Genomic DNA, 23,490 nt, shown 5'->3' on the forward strand with positions numbered 1-23,490 from the left:
TTTCAGAGAGGAAGTTAGCGTGTGAGATGGGAAGAACGATTTGACTGGCAGCTGTTTTTTTCAATTCTGGCATTTATAGTTGTCAGTTGTATCGCTTTATATAGTGCCCAGCAGAGTGAACAGTATAACGACCCTTTCGTCACGAGACAACTGGTGTTCTACGGGCTTGGTTTTTTCGTCATCGCTGTCATGATGAATTTCGATCCTGAACTTTACCAGAAAGCGAGTGTGTATTTATACATTTTCGGTCTGCTTCTGCTTATTGCACTTATTCTGGCACCTTCTTCGATTGCGCCGGTCATTAAAGGACAGAAAAGCTGGTTTGCCCTGCCGGGGCTCTCTATCCAGCCATCGGAATTCATGAAGATCTTCACGATAATGATGCTCGCGAACATTATATCCAGGCATAACGGGCGCTTTCAGGGAAAAGCTTTTACTTCGGATGTCGTACTGCTTGTAAAAATTATCGGTGTGACCGCGCTGCCTCTTCTTCTGATTATGCAGCAGCCCGATCTCGGGACTTCGCTTGTGTTCATCGCAATAATGGCAGGTATGATTCTCATCTCGGGAATACGCTGGAGAGTGATTGTACCGATCTACTCGGGCATCGCTGTGCTTGGCACCACTATTATTTTGCTGGCTCTTCAGGCGCCGCAGTTTCTCGAGAAGTATCTTGGAGTTAAGGAATATCATTTCGGACGTATCTACTCCTGGCTCCAACCGCTTAAATACGAGGATTCTTCCGGCTATCAGCTGGTGAAAGCAATGCGTGCTATCGGATCAGGACAGTTGTACGGAAAAGGCACGGGGGAACGGGAAGTGTATATGCCGGAGAGTCAGACGGATTTCATTTTCAGTATTATAGGGGAGGAGTACGGTTTTCTTGGCTCGTGTGTCGTGCTGCTTCTGTTCTTTCTGCTTATTTACAGACTTACTTTTATTGCCCAGCGCGCGAATTCCGAATTCAGTTCATACGTACTTGTCGGCATTATAGTGATGATCACTTTCCACGTTTTTCAGAATATCGGCATGTCTATTCAGCTCTTGCCGATTACAGGGATCCCCCTGCCATTCATCAGTTACGGAGGGAGTTCTCTGCTGGCGACTCTCATGGCCATGGGCTTCGCTTTTGCCGTCACTTTCCATCATCGTACGTACATGTTCGGGGACCACTGAAGAAATCACAGTCGAATCTGCTTACAAAAAGAGGCATGACTCCGCCAGGAAGTCATGCCTCTTTTTAATAGATAACTGAAATTAAAGGTGAGCCGCTTTAGTATCCTGAACAAAAAAGTCGAATCCGAATGCAGTCAGGAGACCGACAATCAGTACCCAGAGAGCGATACTGACTCCCATCCATATGAGCATCCGCCTTTTAGTAGCTCCCATAGCCATGCCAATAAAGGCCGAAATGTGAGTGCCTATAAGAATCGGGCCGAGGAGAGCGAAACCGATCACTCCGTATTTTTGAAACAGGCGTACAGCCCGCACACTCCTGTTTGAAGAGCGACCTTTTTCTTCCCGGCGTCGTACATACCATGCCTTTAATTTATCAAACAAAAGGATCACCGGTATAACGGTAACCATATTTCCTATAAAGCCGACGACCATCACGAGTGTGGGAGAGAGCCCCCACACAATGCCGAGTGGTACTACGACAAGCACTTCAAGCCAGGGAGTGGCAGCACCAAGGAAAATAAGCAGATATTTGTATAAAAGCACTCCCGTCCCCCCTTTGTAACGATTGGATATTAAAATATAAGCGATCGGGAGGCAGTGGGTCAAACCTTCCGCCCGGCTGCCGGTTTTTTTCTCCCTCATTCGCCAAAGGGGAGAAACTGCAGTTTCCGGAGATGGTCGATTTAATACTGCACCTGATCAGGCGATTGATGCATAAGTCTAAAAAAGGGTAGCAGGAATCAGAACCCTGATTCCTGCTACCCGTCCATTGGTCGTGCCTTTATGCATTATTGTTTTTTATCGTTGATGTCAGTTACGTTATCATCCGTGCTGTCGGAAGTGTTGGTGTGATCGGAACTTTCGCTGCTTGAAAGTTCTTCTTTTGCTTCGCTGGCTTTTTCTCCGACGGATTGAAGTTCGTCTCCTGCATCTTTGGCTGTCTCTATCATCTCTTTGGATTCGTTCTGGATGTCCTGTGCACTTTCTTTAAGCTGGTTGCCCTGTTCATCCAGGATTTCCTGAATCTTCTGCACAGCTTCTTTCGTGATGGAGGCAGCCCGCTGAATACGGCCGAGCCAGTCATCTTTAACGCCCTGCGGGTCTTCTTTTACGCGGTTAGCGTAGCTTGAGATCTTATTCTTCGCGTTGGAAGATCCGGATTTGACACGTTTACGCTCTTCAGAATCTGAAGCGAGAACTACAACTGCGCCTACCAGCGCTCCGGAAACCATAGCGAAAGGAAGTTTGTTACCTCTTCTTTTATTATTCTGGCTGTAATCATAATTTTGTCCCATTGTTTATCCCTCTTTCTGTGTCAGATTGTTTTCGTAACGGGCAGCACGTGCAGCTTCCTGTCTCAACTGAAGTTTATCGGCTTCGATGGAGTGATATACGTCTGAACCCTCTTCATACCGCTCTATACTTTTCCGTTCTTTTTTCAGGCGGCGGTGCGACTGCTGCTTGTGGAACCGGGTGTCCCGGTAAAGGAAGAAACCGCCAACGGCACCAAGAGCAAAACCGAGACCGGTGAGCCCTGTTTCGAGGTTATTGTCCTGTGCCATCGGTCTGCTCCGGAAGATTATCTTTCAATGCTTTTCTCTTCTGCACGAGATAATAAGAAAGAGCCATCGCACCATAGAGCCCGTTCCATCCCTGTTCTCCGACTTTTTCTTCGCCTTCGGAAGTATTCTTCTTCAGAGCGTACGTGACGTCGACAAGAGACGAAGTAAGCTTACGGGAGGATTCTCCCACATCGCCGACTATATAAAACAGCGGACTGAGGGCACGCAGTTTTTCGTTAACGTCTGCAAGAGCATCGTTACTGTTTTTCAGTATGTCGGTCGTTTCGCTCATTACTGTGTCCAGCTGGGAAGGAAGTTCGTCGACTGTGCGGTCCACTCCTTTCAGTACACTGGCCAGATTGTTCAAAGTTCTAACTAAAAATATAGCTATAATCGCAAAAGCTATTCCTATAATTAATACACCAATCCCTAAGAAATCCATAGTCTACCCCTTTCTTATTTTGTGTTCTGTTTCGGACGAATGCGGCGATACTTGGAATATAATTCGAGAATAGCATCTCCCCATTTCATCGCCTGGGCAACCTGTTCCGAACTGCGGTCGGATGCGTGTGATACGTGACGAGTCAGATTCTCTATTGAATCATTTACGTTCCCTACAGAAGAGCTGACGCTATGTAGAGACTCGAAAACCGGATCGATCGATTCGCTTTTATGCTGCACATCGTCTACCAGTCCGTTCGTTTTTCTTACGAGATCCTCGGTTTGGGTAGTCATACCCTCCACCTGTTTCTCCACCGTATCCAGCGTGCTGGAAACATTGTTTAAAATGTCAGTTGCTGCTTTCATGGTTTTAACCAGGAAAATCACGATCAACGCAAAAGATAATGCGATAATTAATAAACTTATGGAAACAAATGACAATGGATCCACCTCCTTCGACTTCTTTTCCTATCATACCACTAAAAAATACTTTTGAAACTCATTAGAAGGGAAGTTTTTCTTAAAAAAATCGGTTAATCGAACCCCGGGATGGGGAAAGGGGGAAGAAGTGAAATGTTATTAAAGGAGGAAGTGAAGTGTTCAAAAAATTGAAAAAGTTCGGTAAAGAACTCGTGGAAGAGTTTCAGAATGACGACGTACCCGTTCTCGCCTCTTCCCAGGCTTATTATTATCTTTTAGCCATATTCCCGATGGTCATACTTATATTGTCTTTATTACCTTATTTTTCGATAGATACTGAGCGGGTTATGAGTTTCATTTCCAACAATGTCCCGGGGGATACTGCGAGTATGATCAGGGAAAATGTCGTGAGTGTAGTGGAGAAACCAAGCGGCGGCCTGCTCACAATAGGTATTCTCGGTACCCTGTGGTCGGCATCGAACGGAGTCAACGCCTTTATTAAAGCAGCGAACATAGCTTATAACGTGGAAGAGACGAGATCTTTCATTAAAGTAAGACTAATCTCCATAGCTCTGACACTCGGAATGATTGTAGCGATTGTCGTGGCGATCATGCTTCCTGTTTTCGGTGATGTGATCATTACTTTCGTAACAGATCTTCTCCGGCTTCCGGACTCCACGGTCATTTTATTTCAGGTACTCAGGTGGGTCATCTCCATCGTCGTCATGGCCGGAGTACTTATGGCTCTTTATCACATCGCTCCCAACGAAAAGATTCCATTCAAAAGCATTATACCGGGAGCATTGGCCACAGCCGTGTTGTGGCAGCTGATTTCCCTGCTGTTCTCTTTTTATATCAGTAATTTCGGTAATTACTCTGCTACGTACGGAAGCCTTGGAGGTATCATTATACTGATGCTGTGGTTCTTCCTTACAGGCATCATCCTAATGGTCGGAGCGGAGATCAACGTTATCACCAGCAGACACAGACAGTCGAAACATGGATAAGCAGACCGGGGCCCCCCGGTCTTTTTATATGGAGAAAATGTATGCAGATAATACTTTACCCTGTGAAAATATCACGAGTATGTGACAGGATATATAAGAAAATGAAAGTTTTTTTGAGAATACAGTTTTTTAACTTTACTTCATGAGGGAATTTGATATTATATACATGGATATGATAAATAATTCTGTTTGTAAAGGAGGAAGAGACGATGGTTACATCTCTTTTCATAATTTTGTTCACTGTATTTTCGACGTTCGTAGTGCTGGCAGCTGGTAATGAGTTCATGACCCGCATGAAGAACCGTACGGATAGAAATCGTCTTCCTCAGGAACCTCTTCAGCAGCCGGTTTTTGAGACGGGTTCCCGGTAAACCCCACTCCCGAAAAATACGAAGAAGAACCGGAACAGTTACCTTGAACCGGAACTTCCCATAAATAAGCCCTTTCCGATATTTTTAACGGGAAGGGTTTTGTTTTATTATTATAGAGACCTCCTGATGAGGCAGGAAGTGAAAAGGGATTGTTTCAATCTGCCTTGGAATGGGTATCTTTCTAACAGAATATTACAGAGGAAGGTGGAAGTTTTAATGAAGGAGTACGTGGATTATTTAACAGAGTGGCTGCAGAGTAAAATCAAAGACGCCAACGCTAAAGGTGCTGCAGTGGGAGTGAGCGGCGGCCTTGATTCAGCTGTAGTCGTGAATCTCATTAAGCGGGCTTTTCCTGACAACTCTCTCGGAGTGATTATGCCGGTCGGACAGGAAGTGGAAGATCAGAAGGAAGCGGTGGAAACCGTTAAGAAAGCGAATCTTTTTTACCTCGGGATAAACCTGACCGAGTCGTACGAAAAACTTTTTAAAGATATTAAAGAAAACATCGAGAGTCACGGGGAGTGGGTGGAAGACAATGAACAGCTGGGCGGTGCCAATCTTAAAGCCCGTTTAAGAATGAGCACATTGTACGCTGTAGCTGCCAATTACAACTACTTAGTGATCGGTACCGGAAATGCTCCCGAGACGTATACCGGATACTTTACGAAATTCGGGGACGGTGCGGCGGATATTGAACCTCTCTCTCACCTTACCAAGCAGCAGGTAAGGGAAATGGCAAGATACCTTGAAGTACCGGAGTCCGTCATTGAAAGACCGCCGAGTGCTGAACTTTGGGAAGGTCAGACGGATGAGGATGAGCTCGGAGTATCTTATGACACGATAGATGCTTATCTGCGCGGAGAAACGATTGATGAGAAAGACAAACAAATTATCGAGGGGCTTCACGAGAAAAGTAAACACAAGCGTCTTATGCCTGCTGTCCCGCCTGAGGCTCCACAAGGAGAGTAACTGTCATGAGCAATAAAACAGCGTTATTACTGATCGATTTCATCAACAGCATGGATTTCGACGGGGGAGAGAATCTTCTTCAAAATACGAAAGAAATCGTGCCCGATGTGAAGGCACTGAAACAGGAAGCTAAGGACAACGACGTCCCGGTCATCTATGTCAATGACAACTTCGGCCTGTGGCAGGATCACGTGGAGGACCTGATCAAAGATGTGAAAAAAGGGATCGGTCGCCCTGTGATAGAAGAACTGGAGCCGGCAAGAGACGAGTACTTTATACTGAAACCGAAACATTCCGGCTTCTATGGGACACAGCTTGATATTCTGCTTCGGCAGCTCGGAATCGAGCAGCTCATCATCAGCGGTATCGCGGGAGACATCTGTACGCTGTTCACCGCGAACGATGCCTATATGCGCGGCTATCACTTATGGGTGCCGGAAAATGTTTCTGCTTCCGAATACAAAGAAGATAACGATAATGCGTTAAGAATTATAAAGCGCTCCCTGCAGGCGGATATTACGTCTACAAAAGATTTCACTGTAAAAGAGTTTGTTGATGGGAAAGATAAATAAAATGAAGGCTTCCGGTTCGCCGGCAGCCTTCATTTTTTACTTTCAAGGATTTCTTTCATCACGACAGCGTGATTATATTCTTTTTCTTTCGTTCCATATAAAAGCACAACTCTTCCCCCGTCACTTTTTTCTTTCAGTCGTTGGAGTTCTTCCTGATGATCCCCGTTTTGAAGTTCCTGTTTATAAGAAGAGCGGAACTCTTCAAATTTTTCCTTCTCATGATTGAACCATTTCCGCAGGGAAGAGGAGGGAGCCAACGTTTTCGCCCACTCATCCAGGCCGGCATCTTCTTTGGAGATCCCCCGCGGCCATATTCCGTCAATGAGCACCCGGTAGCCGCCGAGTTTCGAATCTTCTTCATAAATTCTTTGCAGTACAACAGACATGGACATTCTCCTTTTCGTCAATAATTGAATGTTTCTTCCTGTTACAGGGGTTTCTGTGTTCTATATTAGGGGTTTTCCCCGATTCCCGAAACTTACACGTAAATATAGAATAGAAGAAGGAGGGGAAGCAGATGCCTGATGTATCCATTCATAATTTTTACGAACAGCTTCTCGAAGAAGCATCCTTTGATTTGCATGAGCGTTATAGTCAATTGCTGACCGGCCTCAAGTGGAAGATGGACGAGGAAGATGCTTCGCTTATATCCTATATCATTGAAGATATGCGTGAGCGGTCTTCGTATTATTCCCCTGTATCTCTCAGAAAGCTGGGGGTGTACCGCGCGTGGAAGACTTACGCAAACCAACTTGGGAAACGGAACGGTATCCGTATTATATTCGAGGAAACTTCTTGTCACGTCTGGAATGAGGACAATCCTATAATATTCCGTTTTCTTCAGAAACTGATACAGTTCGTCGTCAGCGAAGGCGGAACGGAAGAAATAAGAGTTTTTGTTGAAGGTAATAGTTTGCTATTATTATATGAAAAAGAATCGCAGAGAAGCATGAAAGAAGATTTTTTAAAAAAATTCGCTGTCTTTGCGGGCGTCGGGGTGTCCGTCCAGGAAAAGGAGAGCACCGTCGCCTGGATAGTGAAGAGAGAGGAGGGGCCTCATGATTTCAATACTAATTGTGGATGATCATGCCGTAGTGCGTTCAGGGCTGCGTATGCTGCTGGAGGCACAGGAGGATCTGGAAGTGGCAGGTGAAGCCTCGGAGGGGAACGAAGCCTACGCCATGACAGAGGAGCAACGTCCGGACCTTGTACTTATGGATTTGTCGATGCCTCATGGGAAGGATGGACTTTCCGCAACGTCCGAGATTAAGAATAAGTTTCCAGAAACGAACGTCCTTGTTCTGACTATGCACGACGATGAGGAGTATTTGTTCAGGGCGATTCAGCTGGGTGCTTCCGGATGTATATTGAAAAATGCTCCTCACGATGAGTTGATCAAAGCGATACACCAGGTTTCAAAAGGGGATGCCTATCTTTATCCTTCCGCAACGAAGCGGCTGATGGAAGAGTATATGACGAAGGTGTAAAAGGGAAAAGAAGGAGATCGTTTTTCTTTACTTTCGGATCGGGAAAAAGAAGTTCTTGCTCTGGTGGCTAAAGGTTATTCCAATAAAGAAACCGGGGAAAAACTGATTATCAGTGTAAAAACGGTGGAAGCACACAAAGCGAACGTGATGGAAAAACTCCAGTTGAAGACGAGACCGGAGCTGGTAGAATATGCGTGGAAAAAAGGGCTGTTTGGCTATTCAATATAAGGAGCGATGAGTGTGGAAGTCTTACTCCGGGAAATTAAAACAAACCTTCAGGCCGACGTCGTGGCGATAGCGGAATGGAAGAAGAAAGAGGCCTCTATCCAGTGGAGTCACACAGTCGGCATGAATACTGATAAACACCTGCACGTTCGTATTCTGTACGGTCTGGGTATCGTCGGCAAAGTGATGCAGTCCGGCACGCCTATGTACTACTATTCAGATGCAGAAGCTCATGAGGATCCTCTCGTGTATTCGGAGTCCCTGAAATCATTTTTTCTCGTTCCTCTCGCTTCAGGCGCCAGCCTTCCGAGCGTAATGATGATCGGTTATCGAACGCTGGTCGACCTGCCCGGAGAAAAGCAGTGGGGCCTTTGGCGAAACCTGTTAACAGAGAAGCTGAAAGGAGGAGAACCGTCATGAAAAGTCCGATAACATCTTTCGCATCTATCCAGGAAGGTCTTTTTTTATTTGATAAAACAGGAGCAGTGTTATTTGCTAACGAACAGGCCTGGCAGATGGCTCGTTCTTCGGTTACGGATATAGAAGATGTGTTTCCTGATTTTTCGCAGGAAGAGCTCGAAAAGTGTGAAAAGAACGTACTGCTTGATAAACACCTTCTGCTTGCCGACGGGCAAACGATTCCCGTACTGGTGGTCGTATACGAAAAAGACGATATGTACATCGTAACCCTCAGCAACATCCGGGAGCGGAGCCGCATCGCCCCGGATTTTTATCAGCCGCTAAAAGAGCTTCTTGACATTAAATATGCTCTTGACGAATCTTCTATTGTGGCAGTGACGGACCAGCGTGGACGCATACAATACGTTAACCGGAAGTTTTGCGAAGTGTCTAAATACGAACCGGGAGAACTGATTGGGAAAGATCACCGTGTCTTAAACTCAGGCACCCATTCGAAAGAGTTTTTTAAACAACTATGGAAGACGATCGGTACCGGTAACGTATGGCGCGGAGAAATTTGTAACAGGGCGAAGGACGGGGGTTTCTACTGGGTGGAAACAACTATTGTCCCTTTTCTGAAAGAGGATGGAAAGCCGTATCAGTATTTGGCTATCAGGAATGAAATAACGGCAAGAAAACAGTTCGAACAGGAACTGAAAGAAATGGCGACGAGGATTCTTTCTGTACAGGAAGAAGAGAAGCGACGTCTGTCCCGGGAATTACATGACGGGATCGGTCAGAATCTTTACAGTCTTCTCATCGGCCTCCAGCGGTTACAGCAGGAAGGTACAACGCCTCTCGTTGACAGCATGGAAGAGGAAGTGAGCAGTATCATCCAAAAGGTCCGCGATATTTCCTGGGAACTGCGACCATCAACGCTCGACGAGCTCGGCCTGATTCCGGCTATACGGTCTTTTGTTAACAGGCACCGGGAAGCATACGGTATGGAAACGAATTTCAGAACTACACTGACGACGCGTCTGGACCCGGAGACGGAAACCGCGATTTACCGTATTGTGCAGGAGTCTATGACGAATGCACGTAAGTACGCAGGAGTAGAAGAAGTAAAGGTTGAAATTGAAGAAAACCTGGACTATATTTCCCTGAGCGTCCGTGACGATGGGGAAGGTTTTGATAAACGCCGGACAGAAAAAGGAGTAGGGACCTTCAGCATGCAGGAAAGAGCCCGATCGGCTGGTGGCGAACTCACTGTTTACTCCAGACCGGGAGAGGGCACGACCGTTAAGGCTACGTTCCCGAAAAATATGTAAAAAATTCATAATCAGAACGCTTTTTATACCTGGATGTATGGGGGAATTTGCTGAAACAACTTTTCATCCCCCCCTTCTCCGGGTTTTTTTATTTTATAGGGGATTACTTTCACAAAGATGAGGGGATTCCCCGATAACTATTTGAACCCTTTCTTTCTATAATTAAAAAGAAAGGGGGGACAGGCATGAAAAAAGAGTCGTCTCTGAAAGGGACGCTGATCAGCGTGTTCGTTGTCGGATTCATTATCGTTGCTATGTGGATAGGGGTATATACCCTGTATATCGGTCGTTTATAAAGGAGGGTGTTTATGCATTTACATAAGTATGAAAAAATTTGGCTTACATTCGGTTTTGCAGCACTTATCATTTTTCTTTCGGTTGTGGGTGTCAGTGCGTTTCATCAGGGTCACACTCCGGCGGGCGGTCTTCAAAAAGTGGATCCGGATAACCTGGAATCCACCCCTCCTTTTGATAATCCCGGTGTGCATGAAAAGAAAGACGGAAGTTATGAGGTAGCAGTAGTCGCTGAAGCTTTCGGGTACACTCCCGGAAAAATTCAGGTACCTGCCGGAGAAAAAGTGACGTTCAAAGTGACGAGTAAAGACGTAACTCACAGTTTTTCCATTGTAGATACCAATGTAAATATGATGGTAGTACCCGGTCAGGTGAATGAGAAGACTCACGTGTTCCGCGACCCGGGCAAGTATTTGATTGTGTGTAACGAGTATTGCGGATCAGGTCATCATTTTATGAGCATGGAAATTGAGGTGGTGGACCAGTGACAGCAGTATCCATTCCGAATCCGGAAAGAAAGTTAGCCCTTACGAATTTAGGTATAGCCTATACAGCTTTCATTGTTGGTACGCTGTGCGGTTTGCTGCAGGTGTTCATACGGAATGACGCCCTGCAATTACCTGCCTGGCTGGATTACTATCAGATTTTAACAGCTCACGGTGTGCTTCTGGCTCTTATATTTACTACATTTTTTATCTTCGGTTTTTTCCAGTCCGGCATGAGCAGAACTTTAGGGGCTTTCGGGCCGAAAGTTGTGTTTTGGAACTGGGTCGGTCTGATTATTACCGCAACGGGTACAGTGATGGCTACAGTAATGATTGTAAGCGGAGAGGCTTCTGTTCTTTATACTTTTTACGCTCCGATGATGGCAAATGGCTTTTTCTATGTAGGCCTGGCGCTGTTTGTCGTTGGTACCTGGGTTCAAAGCTTTGCTTTAGCGGGCCATTACTTAGTGTGGCGCAAAGAAAACAAGGGGGAAAAAAGTCCGCTTTTTGCTTATATGACAGTCGCTACCATTATCCTGTGGATCATCGCCTGTCTCGGAGTAGTCGCTGCTGTCCTGTTCCAGTTTATCCCATGGGCGTTCGGCTGGAAAGAAAGTATTAACGTAGAGTTGAGCCGCTCATTATTCTGGTATTTTGGTCATCCGCTCGTTTATTTCTGGCTTCTTCCGGCCTACATCGGATGGTATGTCATTGTTCCGAAAATCATTGGTGGAAAAGTCTTCAGTGATTCTCTGGCCAGACTATCGTTTATCTTATTCATACTGTTCTCTATCCCGGTAGGATTTCACCATCAGTTAACGGAACCGGGAATCGCCAGTTTCTGGAAGTTTCTGCAGACGATACTCACGTTTATGGTAATCGTACCTTCGCTTATGACGGCCTTCTCCATGTTTGCAGTATTTGAAACGAGAGGGCGTGAACTCGGAGGGAAGGGGTTGTTCGGATGGTTCCGTAAACTTCCGTGGAAAGATGTAAGATTCACATCCATTTTTATTGCAATGTTGTTTTTTATCCCCGGAGGAGCCGGAGGAATTATTAACGCAAGTTTTCAGATGAATGAAGTGATTCACAATACTCTCTGGGTGGTCGGACACTTTCATATTACGGTCGGTACCCCTGTAGCCATGACATTTTTTGGAATAACGTTCTGGCTCATTCCTTTTCTGACGAAACGTGTTTTTACAAAGGCTCTTCAGCGTCTTGCACTGATTCAGATCATTACCTGGTCGATCGGCATGGTTTTGATGAGTACGGCTCAGCATGTGCTCGGGTTGTTTGGTGCTCCCCGTCGTACAGCTTATACGGGGTATCAGCATGAGGACGCACTTGCCTGGTTTGAAGGGATCATTTCCAATCACGTGACGATGGCAGTAGGGGGGTCCATTCTCTTTCTCTCAGCCTCCCTGCTCATTTTCATAGTTGTTCAGCTGGCCTGGTTCGCTCCCATGGCTGAAAGTGCCACGCAGGAGACATTTCCTATAGCAGAAAGTGATGCGAGGGAGACGCCGGGGATCCTTGAGAACTGGAAAGTGTGGATAGGTGTAGCTCTTGTTCTGATTGCTGTAGCTTATACTATTCCCGTTGCAGATATGATTCAGCATGCACCCCCTGGTTCCGGCGGCTTCAGGACCTGGTAGGAAAGGAGAAAAAATATGTCTTTTGCGTTTGCTTTTACGATATCGATGGTTATCATGCTTACGATAGTACTTGGTATAGTAGTGGAATTGGCGGAAGAGTGAGACGATACATTTTGCGCAGTTTAAATCAGTATGGGAACCGTAATAAAATATAAAATTGAAGAGACACAGCAGACCGGACGGTTAGAGTTCAATCTGCTGTGTCTCTTAATGTTATCTATTACCTGCTTTATCTCACGTGCCTTTATTTATGGCTTATAAGGAAACGTAAGAAGGGAGATCATCGTGCCCCATTGCTCTTACGTAGACGAATAACTGTCCTTTGTGATGAATTTCGTGGTGCATGCCGGTTTCCAGTACCTTTTCGGCCGGAAGTTTCTCTCCCAGCATATCGCTGACATCAATAGTCTTGTCAAAATCTTCCTCGCTCATGGAAGCAATCAGTTTTTCTGTTTCCTGCGTGTAAGTGGAAGCTTTCGATTTAAGTTCCGTATTATCATCGTCGTCGAAAAGCTTGGCAGGAGACTGATCGTTAGCAAGTAGGGCGAACGTGTAAGTCGCCTCCAGAATGTGGTTTGCGAGTTTACCCACCGGCATGGATGTGTCCGTAGGTGCGAAATCCAGTTTCTTCTCGTCTATCAGAGCTATCAGATCGTTCGTCACCTTACGATGGGCACGAAACGTAGCAAGGAAATCTTCTTTTCTGTTACTCACTGTAATACCTCCTATAGTCATTTTCATTGTGATTCTTCCTGTTTCTCTTTTCGTGTAAACCTTTTCTCCAATATTAAAACGTTTTCAATTGTGACGATTTCCTTAAAATAGCATGTTTCGATACACTTTAGGGAGGAAATGATGTAAAATAATGTTGTGCGAAACTTAACGGAGGTTTTACAATGATTACTAAAATTAAAAATGCTTTTATTAATAACAAAACTAAACTCGGAACGTATGCTGCAGTGATTGCACTGTTCTGGCTGAAGATGTATGTAATCCAGCGGTTCGTGTTCAATCTTCCGGTGGAGAATACGAATGAAGCTTTTATTCTCGCCTTTAACCCGCTGAGCAGTATTCTTCTTATCTTTGGTATCGGGTTGCTTATCGCAGGAAGGAAAGGGATGCTGATTTCGTACATCCTCGGTTCTGCGCTTTTGTATATTAACGTACTGTTTTACAGAGAATATAACGATTTCATCACTCTTCCGATGATCGAGCAGGTCGCCAATCTCGCCGGCATGGGAGGAAGCATTCAGGAAATTCTCTCTTTCGGGGATATTTTCCTCTTTGTGGATGTATTAATCGCTGCGTTCCTTCTTTTCTACCTAAGAAAAGATCGTTTCGTCTCTTTTATGCCGAAACGCTGGGAAGGGTTCGCTCTTGCAGTAGTAGCTATTCCTGTATTCATGATTAACCTGGTGTGGGCAGAAACGGAACGTACGGATCTTCTGGAACGTACTTTTGACAGGAACATGCTTGTGCAGTACATCGGCCTGCTGAACTATCATGTTTATGATATAACACTGCAGGGGCGTACGGAGATGAAGCGGACTTTCGCGGACAGTAACGAACTGGTTCCTGTGATCAACTATCTGAACGAACAGAACGTGGAAGACAGCGATAAGCTCGAAGGAGTGGCGGAAGGAAAAAACGTCATTCTCATTTCTCTTGAGAGTACCCAGACGTTTGCTATTGATAATACTGTCAACGGGCAGGAAATAACTCCCTATTTTAACCAGTTGAAAGAAGAGGGAATTTACTTCAATAACTTCTACCATCAGGTAAAACAGGGACGTACGTCGGACTCTGAGTTTTTACTTGATAACTCTCTTTATCCGTTGAACAGGGGAGCGGTGTTCTTCACTCATTCCGGTAACGAATATGAAGCGACTCCGGAAATTTTAAGTGAAAATGGATACGCCACGTCGACGATGCACGCTAACGATAAAACGTTCTGGAACCGGAATGTAATGTATGACTCCCTCGGATACGACAAATATTATTCGAAGGAAGACTATAATGTAACGGAAGAGAAATCACACGGTTGGGGTTATCTTGATGAGTATTTCTTCCAGGATTCGCTCGATAAGATGAAAGATATGGACAAACCATTCTATACGAAAATGATCACTCTTACGAACCACTATCCGTTTACGCTTCCTGAAGAACTTAAGTATATTGAAGCGGGAGACACTTCCAGTAAAACACTGAACAACTACTTCCAGACGATGCGTTATCAGGATGAGGCACTGAAACAGTTCGTGGAAGAATTTAAGCAGTCGGAGCTTTACGATAATACGGTACTGATGATTTACGGGGATCACTTCGGTATTTCCGAAAACCACCAGAAAGCAATGGGTCAGTATCTTGATAAAGATATAGGACCATTCGAACAATTCCAGCTTCAGCGGGTGCCGTTCCTGATCTACGGGAAGGACATTCCGGCCATGAACAAGGAAACAGTAGGAGGTCAGATTGATATGAGACCGACGATTATGAATCTCCTTGGCATGGAAGAGGAAGAAGATAATCCGATCCAGTTCGGTACGGATCTGTTGAATGAAAATCGCAAAGACTTCGTGGCAGACCGTGACGGAAACTTTGCGAACGAGGAATATGTAGGAATTGAAGGTGTCTGTTACGACCGGGAGACCGGCGAGAAAGTAACGGCCGAACAGGCATGTGAAGACGGTTTTGACAGAGCACAGGAAGAACTGAGCATGTCGGATTCCGTCATTTATGGAGATCTTCTCCGCTATCTCGACGAAAGTCGACTGGTGGAAGAGAACGGCCAGTCTTCGGAATAAATACTGAACCCCCTGCAGCTGACTGCTGCAGGGGGTTTTTCGTGTTGCTGTCAGATTCCGAAGATATCCAGCCATATTTTGATAGCCGTACCGAGTATGAGAACAGCAAGCATTCCCTGAAGAATAGTGGTGTTCATTTTCTTTCCTGCTTTGGCTCCGAGTGGCGCAGCAATAAGGCTGGCCACAATCATGATACCGGCAGCGAGATAGTCCACCTGGCCCGTCGAGATTTTTCCGATAGTGGAGCCGATGGACGAGATGAGAGTGATCGCGAGTGAAGAAGCGATCGTCATTTTCGTCGGTATTTTCATGACGGTAAGCATGATAGGCACGAGCAGGAAAGCCCCTGCAGCTCCGACGATACCTGCGCCGATTCCGACGACAAGAGCGAGTACGGAGGCAAGCGGTTTGTTGAATGTAACTGTACTGAAATCCTGGTCGTCCAGACCTTTTTTCGGAATGAACATCATTACGGCTGCAATGAGAGCAAGGATACCGTATACGAAATTGATGCCTTCCTCCGGAAGAAGGCGGGAGCCGAAACCTCCGATCAGACTTCCGATCAGTACGGAAACTCCCATGTAGAGGATCAGTTCTTTGTGCAGGTAATTCCCTTTCCGGTACGCCCATACACCGCCGATAGTGGCAAAGAAGACCTGAACGGCGCTGATGCCCGAGACTTCGTGAGCGGTAAAAGCGGTAAAGCCTACGAGAGTAGGGATGTATAAAAGCATAGGGTATTTGATGATCGATCCGCCGATTCCGAGCATGCCGGAAATATAAGAGCCCGCGAACCCGATCAGGAATATTGTAATGATCAAACCGATTTCCATATAAGGTTCCTCCTTTACAAATGGAGAAGGGGACCTTTGAATAAAGGTCCCCTCCCAATCAGGTGATGCAGAGGAGAGTTACTCCCCTTTTTTAATCCAGAACTTGAGGACTTCGGAGCTTTCGTCCGTTTCCAGAAGCTCGTGGCCAGAGGATTTAGTCCATGCACTCAGGTCGCTTTTGGCTCCCTGATCCGTAGCATGTACCTCCAGTACTTCTCCAGTTTCGATATCTTTGATGGCTTTTTTCGTTTTGACGATCGGCATCGGGCAGGCCAGTCCTGTTGCGTCGAGTGTTTTTGTTACGTTCATGTTAAACATCCTCCTTGAATAATATAATGAAAGTTTGTACTTGCTTCTGCTGCTGTCCGCTTTTAACGGACGGCGCAGCGGTTCGGACCGATTTCCATTTCGCGTTTCCTTTCACTGTCCGGGGCAACCTGTCCCATATTCGTTTCGCGTATTTCCTGATAGGCATTCGGTTGCGGTGGCAGATTTTCCGTGACAGTCTTTCTGAATTCGGCTTCATCTTCAATATTCAGCCCGTGGTTCTCTTTGTAAAGAACCGAGAGTTTTTCCTGAACAGAACCATCGTCGTTCAGTTCTTCTGTAGCCGTATAGTGGGCCGGAAGAACGATGAGATTATCAGAGAGTTCCTTGTATCTTTCATAAAGGGTGGTGCGGAGATCCTGTACCCAGTCTTCCGCTTTCCCGGCAAGATCCGGACGTCCAATAGAGGCGATGAACAGGATATCCCCTGTCAGTAAATACTGCCCGTCGATGACGAAAGAAGTGGAGCCTATTGTGTGTCCCGGGGAGTATAGCGCCTGGATATCAATGTCCGTTTCTCCTACCCTGATGGTATTCCCGTCTTCAAGAGGTTCAAAATCGAACGTTACCCCTTCTGCGTCTTTCGGAGGCAGCCAGTACGTACCGCCCGACTCTTCGGCGAGAGCGCGACCTCCGGAAATGTGATCAGCGTGCAGGTGGGTGTCCATCGTATGGTTGATGGTAACTTCTTTTTCTCTTGCGAAATCCGTATAAATATCAGTCATGCGGTTCGCATCGATCACCGCAGCTTCTTCTCCTGAAAGAACCATATAGGAAAGGCAACCTTTGCCGAGACGGACGAACTGATACAGTTCACCGCCATCCGTCAGGTCTCTTATTTTTACCGGTGCCAGGTGTTCGCTCCATGCTTTCATACCGCCTTCAAGATAGGATACTTCCAGGCCTTCGTCGGCAAGCATTTCTCCTACCATCACCGACGACCCCTCTTTGGCACACACGACAAGGATGTTTTTATCTTTTGGAAGATCATCCATGATTTCCTCTACCCCGTCGATCAGGTCGAAGTAGGGAACGTTCATATATTCGAAGTTGCTCCCTTCTACTTTCCAGTCTTCGAACGCATCTTCGTTCCTTACGTCCAGAATAAACAGTTCTTCTTTATTTACTGCTTTCGTTGCCAGTTCAGATGGTTTCATTGGTTGTAGTGACAATTACATAACCCCCCTGTGGTTTATTTCTGTATTATATCTTCAGGATTTTTCCGTCTCTTTTGACCATTCACTCATACCCGGAACTACGTTGTATACTTTGTCATAGCCGTTTTCCGTAAGCTTTTGCGCCGCCATATCGCTGCGGTTACCTGTACGGCACACGACATATATTTCTTTAGAGGAATCGATCTCGTTCATACGCTCGTCAAGCTCCCCGAGAGGTAAGGAAACGGCTCCCGGAATGTGGCCGAACGCATATTCTGCTGATTCTCTCACATCCACAACCACTGCATCGTCATTACGGTTTTCAAGTTCTTCGTTTCCTACTGTATTCGGATGGGTTTTTTCCGGTTTCTCTTCATCTGCCTTGCGGACGTAGTGATAAAGTATACCGTCCGTTTCGTTGGTGCCGAGGTACTGATGGCCCGATTTATCTGCCCAGGCTTTAAGATCGGTTGTAGACCCCTGGTCTGTAGCTTGTATTTCAAGTACCTGACCTGCCTCGAGATCTTTCATCATTTTTTTCGTTTTGACAATCGGCATAGGGCACGCAAGTCCTTTAGCGTCTAATTGCATATCAGTTGTAATACTCATAATGATGACCTCCTGTTTTTATTCAGTCTTACCGTCGTAATTCATCATGCCGCCTTCCATATTGGTCACGTCATACCCCTGGTTTTCAAGGAAACGCGCGGCCTGGGAACTTCTCCCTCCGGAACGGCATACGGTAACGTAAGCTTCGTTTTTATTCAGTTCATTCATCCGGTATTCCAATACCCCGAGAGGGATGTGAGTAGCTCCGGGTATTTTTCCTTCGGCTACTTCGTCCGCTTCCCGGACATCTATAACATTCAAATCGTTATACTGCGTTTCTACTTCATGTGCCTGAATTGTTTTCATAGTAATACCTCCTAATTGTTTAAATGAACAGGTTGATGGCTCCGTCTTCACCTTCACCGATATAAGCAGCAACGCCGCCGTATTCAATATCATCGAGAAGTTCTTCTTTTCTGAGCCCTAAAAGATCCATCGTCATGGTGCAGGCGATCAGGTTAATGTCCTGTTCCTGAGCCATTTCTATCAAGTCTTCGACGGGCATGGCATTGTGCTTCTTCATAACGTCTTTGATCATTTTCTGACCGAAACCGCCGAAGTTCATTTTGGATATGCCCATTCGTTTGGCCCCGCGCGGCATCATACGACCGAACATTTTTTCAAGTCTTGATTTGTTCTCGATGAGCATCTTGTCGTCCTTACGCAGGGCGTTCAGTCCCCAGAACGTGTGGAAAATGGTCACATCGTGATCATAGGCTGCAGCACCGTTTGCGATGATGTAGGCAGCCATTGCCTTATCGTAATCTCCACTGAATAGAATAATGTTGGTTTTTTTGTTTTCGGATGACATGATTATTTCCTCCTTATACCTATAGGGGTATTATTTTATTGAAAAAAATTTACCTGCTTTTCACGAGAAGCTGGACTGCTTCGTTGATTGCAACTTCCTGATCTTCCTTATTTTCTTCCTCTCTGACACATGCTACGAGATTGGAACTTACGAGCACGCCGATGGAACGGTCGATAGCGCTGCGGGAGGCTGAGAGCTGGGTGATAACGTCCTTGCAATCTTTTCCTTCTTCCATCATCTTCAGTACACCCCGAAGCTGACCTTCCAGACGTTTTATTCTGTTTATTTCTTTGTTGCTGTATTCCATCTGTCTTCCCTCCCTTAGCGAGAATGATTTTTATTTTATACATACGGGGGTATATTGTCAACGAAAAAAATTTGCTGTTGAATGTAAGGTGATTTCTTTTAATCAACTAAGTGCATCTTATACCCCTGCAGGTATTTTGTCAACAGGATATGCTTATTTTATTTGAGATCTCCGGAGAAAAAGAAAAACCCAAAAGGAGGTTTTAAGCTGCGTTATCGATGCAGACTTTCAGACGTTCTTCAATATCGGCCGCTACATCTTTGATTTCTTTATCATCGATCATTTCCATAAGGGCCGTAGGTTTCGGCATACCGATTTTAATCTGCCCCTGATCGTTGTATACGACCATTTTACATGGGAGGAAGTAGCCTGCGAGGAGATCTTTTTCGAGGATGTGTTTAGCTTCTTTCGGGTTACATACTTCAAGTATGCGGTAATCCGTATCGAAGTCGAGACCTTTTCCCTGAAGAGTCTCTTTCACATCGAAGTTCCATAGTACGCCGAACTGCGCTTCCTGAAGGCTTGCCTGAAGACTTTCTACCGCTTCTTCGAGGTTTTTATCCGTTTCTACTGTATAGTGGAACATGTAGCATCACTCCTTTTTGTAGTATTTCTCAAATAAGTGTACCCTCACAGGTATATAAATAAACACGTGAAGTTCATTCATTATTCACAAAAGGAAAAGAGTATTATGGTATAAAGGAGAGGGAGGGAGCTTATGTTTGTGCCTCCATATTTGATTATAAGATTAACTGCTTTACTGGTAAGCACAGGTGTGTTCCGGTTTGCACGGACAGGCATCAAGGGAAAAAAGGAGGTCTTTTCAAAGGGAACGACCCTGCTGACTACGTTTTTCCTGGTGTTTTTCGGCAGTAAGCTGGTTACTACCTTTCCTATGGTATTTGATTACCCGGTGACGGTACTGAGTTATCCGAGCGGTACGCTTGAGTTCTACATAGCGTCGGTCGCCGCGGCTATTCATGCTTTCCGGCTGAAGGTGAGCAAAGACGAACTGTACGGAATAACTGTTCTTCTTTCGGGTTCGTTTTTCTTCTACTATATTGGAAGTATAATAATTATGGGAGATAACGCATTACATGAACTCGTTATATGGTTTATTATCTATGCGGGGATTCTTTTATGGAAGAATTACTGGTCAGCCCTGTTAGGAAGTGTGATGCTTGCTGCGGGTGCTGTCAGTCTGATCGTCCCGGTACTTGATATTATGGGGGTGCCGGTGGACGCCGGGTATTATTTTGTAATCGCTGCCGGCGTGTTCATTATGGACAGGGGGGTATTTAAATGGAAGCGGACGTAACGTTTTGGCTGGCTTTCGGGGCGGGTGTTTTATCTTTTCTTTCGCCGTGTACGCTGCCGATTTTCCCGGCCTATTTATCATATATTACAGGTATGAGTGTGAAAGACATACAGGATCAGAACAATCCTCAAATAAGGAAAAAAGTCCTTCTGCATTCGGTTTTCTTCCTCATCGGTGTGGCAACGGTTTTCCTGAGCCTCGGGTTCGGGGCATCGCTTGCCGGCCAATGGATGCAGGGAGTACTCACCGGGGATTCCGGAGTTTTCCTGCAGCGGATCGCCGGCGTCTTCATTATCGTGATGGGGCTGTTCGTAGCAGGATGGATCAACTTCTCCTGGCTGATGCGGGAGAAGAGGTTCTCCGTTAAGCCGAAGAGGACCCTCGGGTATACCGGTTCCGTATTTACGGGGCTTGGATTTGCAGCCGGATGGACGCCGTGTATCGGCCCGATTTTCGGCTCGATTCTCGTACTTGCAGCCAGCAACCCGACGCAGGGGATGGTTTACAGCGTGTTTTATGTGCTCGGTTTCGCTTTGCCGTTTCTGATTTTCTCATTCTTCGTTGGTTCTGCAAGAGCGGTAGTACGCTACAGCCAGATATTCATGAAAGTCGGAGGCAGCCTCATGGTGGTGATGGGGGTAATGCTATATACGGGTCAGCTCACGAGAATATCCAATATGCTTCTCCGCATGGTGCAGGACACCTGGCTTTCTAACCTGGGTACAATTATATTCAGGGGGATATTGTAGTGAAGAAATGGATTGTAATTGCAGTCGTTGTAGTATTGTTCGGCTGGGCTCTTTACGACCTTCTGTATGAACCGGAAGAGACGGCGACACAGGAAAGTGGAGATACAGTGATGACAGCCGAAGGACCGGATGGCCAGAAGGATTCTTCAAGTTTTGAAAAAGGGGAACCGGCTCCTGGCTTTACGCTTCCGACATTAAGTGGAAAAGAGATGAGCCTCTCCGACTATCGGGGAACCCCGGTAATTGTGAACTTCTGGGGCACATGGTGCCCGCCGTGTCGTGCAGAAATGCCGGATATGGAAGAAGTGTACAGCTCCAGGGATGATTTTGAAATACTTGCGGTGAACCTTACGGAAACAGAAGCGACAAGAAATGATGTAAGTCAGTTTGCGGGAGAGTTCGACCTTTCATTTCCTGTATTACTTGATCGTAATTCAGACGTGATGGCTAAATATGAGGTAGGGCCTGTACCGACTTCCGTGTTTATAGATAAGGAAGGGAAAGTCCAGTCTGTGATTCTCGGAGCTATGAACAAAGACTTGATGGAACAGAGGCTCGAAGAAATGAAATAGGTTTAATGATTTTCCGGAATGGATATACCTCTAATATACCCCGTGCGGTAGTGAAAAATAACAATAGGAGGTCAATTTCTATGCTACTGAAACATTTTTATGATGATAATCTGGCGCAGGCGTCTTATCTCGTCGGTTGTCAGGCAACCGGTGAGGCAGTAGTCATCGACCCTGCACGCGAGATTGAACCTTATATCAAAGAAGCGAACGAGAACGGTTTGACCATCAAAGGTGCCCTTGAAACTCATATCCACGCGGATTTCGTTTCCGGAGGCCGTGAAATGGCAGAGCGTCTCGGAGCTGTGCTGTACGTCTCCGATGAAGGGGATGACGACTGGAAGTACGAAAATATCGATCACCTTCCTCATCAGCTTCTGAAAGACGGAGACGAAGTGAAAGTGGGGAACGTCACGATCGGCGTTCTTCATACACCGGGTCACACACCGGAGAGTCTGTCGTTCACTCTGAAAGACGGCGGAACGGATAACGCCATGGGCGTCTTCACCGGTGATTTCCTCTTTGTCGGCGATGTCGGTCGTCCGGATCTCCTGGATAAAGCTGCAGGAGCTGAAGGTACTGCAGAAAAAGGCGGACAGCAGATGTTTGAATCTCTTCAGAAATTCAGTGAACTTCCGGATTATCTGCAAATCTGGCCAGGTCACGGAGCAGGCAGTGCCTGCGGTAAGTCTCTAGGTGCCGTGCCACAGTCCACCCTCGGATATGAAAAGAAAGAAAACTGGGTGTTCAGTCATACGGATGCCGATGAGTTCGTGAGAGAGCTGACGGACGAACAGCCGGCACCTCCGGTTTATTTCGCCGAAATGAAAAAGGTGAACAAATCCGGCCCGGGAATCGTACGTGACCTTAATGATCCGAAACGTATCGATAATCCGAAAGAGCTTGAGGAAGCGATCGATAACGGTGTCCAGGTTCTCGATACCCGTGACTCCGCCCGTTTTGCGAAGAATCACGTGAAAGGAACATTTAATATTCCGATCAACAAAGCCTTCGCTAACTGGGCCGGATGGCTCGTGGATTACGACCGGGATCTTTATATCCTTACCGATGAGAAAGATCACCACGAAGTTCTGACAGCCCTCCGCTCGATCGGAATCGACAATGTCACCCATTATATGGATGCTACTCAGGCAGTCACTATGAGTGACCGTACGGAGCACTATCACAACGTAACTCCGGAAGAGTCGGTATCGATGATCGAGAATGGAGAAGCGAAAGTGCTCGACGTCCGGTCCGAGGAAGAATATGAAGAAGCACACATTGAAGGTGCCGCTCACATTTATCTCGGAGAGTTACCGGATAAGATCGACGAAGTGCCGTCAGATCGTCCGCTCGTTGTTCAGTGCGGCTCCGGCGTGCGCTCGGCTATAGCTACAAGTGTTCTCCAGGCGAACGGCATCACCGATATCCGTAATATGGATGGCGGTTTCGGTCTATGGAAGAAACAGGTCAATAAACTGATCGAAGCATAACACTGCCAAAAGTCCCCGGCCCGGGGCCTTTTTTTTGGTCGCCGGGGAGAAGCTCCGTTCCGGTGGACGAAGGGGTGCGTATGTATTAGAATATAGTCGTAGAGAGGACGTGA

The 23,490-nt window shown here is 46.2% G+C and carries 31 protein-coding genes and 1 pseudogene; 17 read left to right on the forward strand and 15 right to left on the reverse strand.

Annotation, left to right across the window (positions count from 1 at the left end; all coding sequences use genetic code 11):
- Nucleotides 1-21 precede the first annotated feature (21 nt).
- Nucleotides 22-1,176: an FtsW/RodA/SpoVE family cell cycle protein gene (locus CKW00_RS01025; protein WP_095820981.1), complete on the forward strand. Its 1,155-nt coding sequence runs from the start codon at nt 22-24 to the stop codon at nt 1,174-1,176.
- A gap of 81 nt (nt 1,177-1,257) precedes the next feature.
- Here CKW00_RS01025 and CKW00_RS01030 read toward each other — a convergent pair whose 3' ends face one another.
- The 5 genes from CKW00_RS01030 to CKW00_RS01050 form a co-directional block, all read right to left on the reverse strand.
- Entirely contained in the window at nt 1,258-1,821 is a 564-nt protein-coding gene (locus tag CKW00_RS01030; protein WP_308409597.1) for a small multi-drug export protein, read from the reverse strand.
- Between the two features lie 146 nt (nt 1,822-1,967).
- On the reverse strand, nt 1,968-2,474 hold the full coding sequence (locus CKW00_RS01035; RefSeq protein WP_095820983.1) for a YtxH domain-containing protein: 507 nt from the start codon (nt 2,472-2,474) through the stop codon (nt 1,968-1,970).
- Between the two features lie 3 nt (nt 2,475-2,477).
- Nucleotides 2,478-2,741: a hypothetical protein gene (locus CKW00_RS01040; protein ID WP_095820984.1), complete on the reverse strand. Its 264-nt coding sequence runs from the start codon at nt 2,739-2,741 to the stop codon at nt 2,478-2,480.
- Entirely contained in the window at nt 2,725-3,183 is a 459-nt protein-coding gene (locus CKW00_RS01045; protein WP_095820985.1) for a DUF948 domain-containing protein, read from the reverse strand. Before CKW00_RS01045 ends, CKW00_RS01040 begins: the two co-directional genes overlap by 17 nt.
- Before the next feature lie 14 nt (nt 3,184-3,197).
- Nucleotides 3,198-3,623 (reverse strand): DUF948 domain-containing protein, encoded by a 426-nt coding sequence (locus tag CKW00_RS01050; protein WP_095820986.1) that lies wholly within the window; start codon nt 3,621-3,623, stop codon nt 3,198-3,200.
- 155 nt (nt 3,624-3,778) lie between these two features.
- Between CKW00_RS01050 and CKW00_RS01055 the strand changes: the two genes are divergently transcribed.
- The 4 genes from CKW00_RS01055 (at nt 3,779) to CKW00_RS01065 (ending at nt 6,521) form a co-directional block, all read left to right on the forward strand.
- Nucleotides 3,779-4,609 carry a YihY/virulence factor BrkB family protein gene (locus CKW00_RS01055; RefSeq protein WP_095820987.1) on the forward strand — a complete coding sequence of 277 codons (831 nt, stop codon included), beginning with the start codon at nt 3,779-3,781 and terminating at the stop codon, nt 4,607-4,609.
- Between the two features lie 209 nt (nt 4,610-4,818).
- A complete protein-coding gene (locus CKW00_RS13630) occupies nt 4,819-4,980 on the forward strand; it encodes a hypothetical protein (RefSeq protein ID WP_158221258.1) in 162 nt (53 codons plus the stop codon).
- Between the two features lie 216 nt (nt 4,981-5,196).
- Nucleotides 5,197-5,949, forward strand: a complete 753-nt coding sequence (gene nadE, locus CKW00_RS01060; protein ID WP_095820988.1) for an NAD(+) synthase — start codon at nt 5,197-5,199, stop codon at nt 5,947-5,949.
- A 5-nt stretch (nt 5,950-5,954) separates the two neighbouring features.
- Nucleotides 5,955-6,521 (forward strand): cysteine hydrolase family protein, encoded by a 567-nt coding sequence (locus CKW00_RS01065; protein ID WP_095820989.1) that lies wholly within the window; start codon nt 5,955-5,957, stop codon nt 6,519-6,521.
- Nucleotides 6,522-6,550: 29 nt separating this feature from the next.
- Here the strand turns inward: CKW00_RS01065 and CKW00_RS01070 are convergent, their stop codons facing one another.
- Nucleotides 6,551-6,907, reverse strand: coding sequence for a DUF488 domain-containing protein (locus tag CKW00_RS01070; protein WP_095820990.1), 357 nt, complete (start codon nt 6,905-6,907; stop codon nt 6,551-6,553).
- Nucleotides 6,908-7,038: 131 nt separating this feature from the next.
- Between CKW00_RS01070 and CKW00_RS01075 the strand changes: the two genes are divergently transcribed.
- From CKW00_RS01075 to CKW00_RS01105, 7 genes and pseudogenes are all read left to right on the forward strand, one after another.
- The gene (locus CKW00_RS01075) at nt 7,039-7,605 is read left to right on the forward strand and encodes a hypothetical protein (protein WP_095820991.1); all 567 of its coding nucleotides are present in this window, start codon (nt 7,039-7,041) and stop codon (nt 7,603-7,605) included.
- Nucleotides 7,580-8,236: pseudogene (locus tag CKW00_RS01080) on the forward strand (response regulator). Before CKW00_RS01075 ends, CKW00_RS01080 begins: the two are co-directional and overlap by 26 nt.
- A gap of 12 nt (nt 8,237-8,248) precedes the next feature.
- On the forward strand, nt 8,249-8,653 hold the full coding sequence (locus CKW00_RS01085) for a GAF domain-containing protein (protein ID WP_095820992.1): 405 nt from the start codon (nt 8,249-8,251) through the stop codon (nt 8,651-8,653).
- Nucleotides 8,650-9,963, forward strand: a complete 1,314-nt coding sequence (locus tag CKW00_RS01090) for a PAS domain-containing sensor histidine kinase (protein ID WP_095820993.1) — start codon at nt 8,650-8,652, stop codon at nt 9,961-9,963. Before CKW00_RS01085 ends, CKW00_RS01090 begins: the two co-directional genes overlap by 4 nt.
- 185 nt (nt 9,964-10,148) lie before the next feature.
- Nucleotides 10,149-10,259, forward strand: coding sequence for a cytochrome C oxidase subunit II (locus tag CKW00_RS01095; RefSeq protein WP_095820994.1), 111 nt, complete (start codon nt 10,149-10,151; stop codon nt 10,257-10,259).
- Between the two features lie 12 nt (nt 10,260-10,271).
- Nucleotides 10,272-10,745 (forward strand): cytochrome c oxidase subunit II, encoded by a 474-nt coding sequence (locus CKW00_RS01100; RefSeq protein WP_095820995.1) that lies wholly within the window; start codon nt 10,272-10,274, stop codon nt 10,743-10,745.
- Entirely contained in the window at nt 10,742-12,400 is a 1,659-nt protein-coding gene (locus CKW00_RS01105) for a b(o/a)3-type cytochrome-c oxidase subunit 1 (RefSeq protein ID WP_180962553.1), read from the forward strand. The genes CKW00_RS01100 and CKW00_RS01105 overlap by 4 nt, the downstream gene beginning before the upstream one ends.
- Before the next feature lie 255 nt (nt 12,401-12,655).
- On the opposite strand, the gene CKW00_RS01110 is transcribed toward CKW00_RS01105, so the two are convergent.
- Nucleotides 12,656-13,114 carry a DinB family protein gene (locus tag CKW00_RS01110; protein ID WP_233129688.1) on the reverse strand — a complete coding sequence of 153 codons (459 nt, stop codon included), beginning with the start codon at nt 13,112-13,114 and terminating at the stop codon, nt 12,656-12,658.
- 182 nt (nt 13,115-13,296) lie between these two features.
- Between CKW00_RS01110 and CKW00_RS01115 the strand changes: the two genes are divergently transcribed.
- Nucleotides 13,297-15,204, forward strand: a complete 1,908-nt coding sequence (locus CKW00_RS01115) for an LTA synthase family protein (protein ID WP_095820997.1) — start codon at nt 13,297-13,299, stop codon at nt 15,202-15,204.
- Between the two features lie 50 nt (nt 15,205-15,254).
- Here CKW00_RS01115 and CKW00_RS01120 read toward each other — a convergent pair whose 3' ends face one another.
- The 8 genes from CKW00_RS01120 to CKW00_RS01155 form a co-directional block, all read right to left on the reverse strand.
- A complete protein-coding gene (locus CKW00_RS01120; protein ID WP_008589203.1) occupies nt 15,255-16,037 on the reverse strand; it encodes a sulfite exporter TauE/SafE family protein in 783 nt (260 codons plus the stop codon).
- 78 nt (nt 16,038-16,115) lie between these two features.
- A complete protein-coding gene (locus CKW00_RS01125) occupies nt 16,116-16,346 on the reverse strand; it encodes a sulfurtransferase TusA family protein (RefSeq protein WP_008589205.1) in 231 nt (76 codons plus the stop codon).
- Nucleotides 16,347-16,408: 62 nt separating this feature from the next.
- Complete coding sequence (locus CKW00_RS01130; protein WP_408640528.1) at nt 16,409-17,521, reverse strand: MBL fold metallo-hydrolase; 1,113 nt, start codon at nt 17,519-17,521, stop codon at nt 16,409-16,411.
- 54 nt (nt 17,522-17,575) lie between these two features.
- Entirely contained in the window at nt 17,576-18,130 is a 555-nt protein-coding gene (locus CKW00_RS01135; protein ID WP_095820999.1) for a sulfurtransferase TusA family protein, read from the reverse strand.
- Between the two features lie 18 nt (nt 18,131-18,148).
- Entirely contained in the window at nt 18,149-18,436 is a 288-nt protein-coding gene (locus tag CKW00_RS01140) for a rhodanese-like domain-containing protein (protein WP_095821000.1), read from the reverse strand.
- A 19-nt stretch (nt 18,437-18,455) separates the two neighbouring features.
- Nucleotides 18,456-18,941, reverse strand: a complete 486-nt coding sequence (locus CKW00_RS01145) for a DsrE/DsrF/DrsH-like family protein (protein WP_008589213.1) — start codon at nt 18,939-18,941, stop codon at nt 18,456-18,458.
- Between the two features lie 49 nt (nt 18,942-18,990).
- Nucleotides 18,991-19,248, reverse strand: coding sequence for a metal-sensitive transcriptional regulator (locus CKW00_RS01150; RefSeq protein WP_095821001.1), 258 nt, complete (start codon nt 19,246-19,248; stop codon nt 18,991-18,993).
- Between the two features lie 202 nt (nt 19,249-19,450).
- A complete protein-coding gene (locus CKW00_RS01155) occupies nt 19,451-19,834 on the reverse strand; it encodes a DUF302 domain-containing protein (protein WP_095821002.1) in 384 nt (127 codons plus the stop codon).
- A gap of 150 nt (nt 19,835-19,984) precedes the next feature.
- Here CKW00_RS01155 and CKW00_RS01160 point away from each other — a divergent pair, with 150 nt between their 5' ends.
- From CKW00_RS01160 to CKW00_RS01175, 4 genes are all read left to right on the forward strand, one after another.
- Entirely contained in the window at nt 19,985-20,566 is a 582-nt protein-coding gene (locus CKW00_RS01160; RefSeq protein WP_143544213.1) for a hypothetical protein, read from the forward strand.
- On the forward strand, nt 20,551-21,315 hold the full coding sequence (locus CKW00_RS01165; protein ID WP_095821004.1) for a cytochrome c biogenesis CcdA family protein: 765 nt from the start codon (nt 20,551-20,553) through the stop codon (nt 21,313-21,315). Before CKW00_RS01160 ends, CKW00_RS01165 begins: the two co-directional genes overlap by 16 nt.
- Complete coding sequence (locus CKW00_RS01170) at nt 21,315-21,887, forward strand: redoxin domain-containing protein (RefSeq protein ID WP_095821005.1); 573 nt, start codon at nt 21,315-21,317, stop codon at nt 21,885-21,887. The genes CKW00_RS01165 and CKW00_RS01170 overlap by 1 nt, the downstream gene beginning before the upstream one ends.
- 80 nt (nt 21,888-21,967) lie before the next feature.
- Nucleotides 21,968-23,377, forward strand: coding sequence for an MBL fold metallo-hydrolase (locus CKW00_RS01175; RefSeq protein ID WP_095821006.1), 1,410 nt, complete (start codon nt 21,968-21,970; stop codon nt 23,375-23,377).
- Nucleotides 23,378-23,490 lie beyond the last annotated feature (113 nt).

This window comes from Salimicrobium humidisoli (assembly GCF_002295105.1).
In the GTDB taxonomy this organism is placed as follows: Bacteria; Bacillota; Bacilli; order Bacillales; family Halobacillaceae; genus Salimicrobium; species Salimicrobium humidisoli.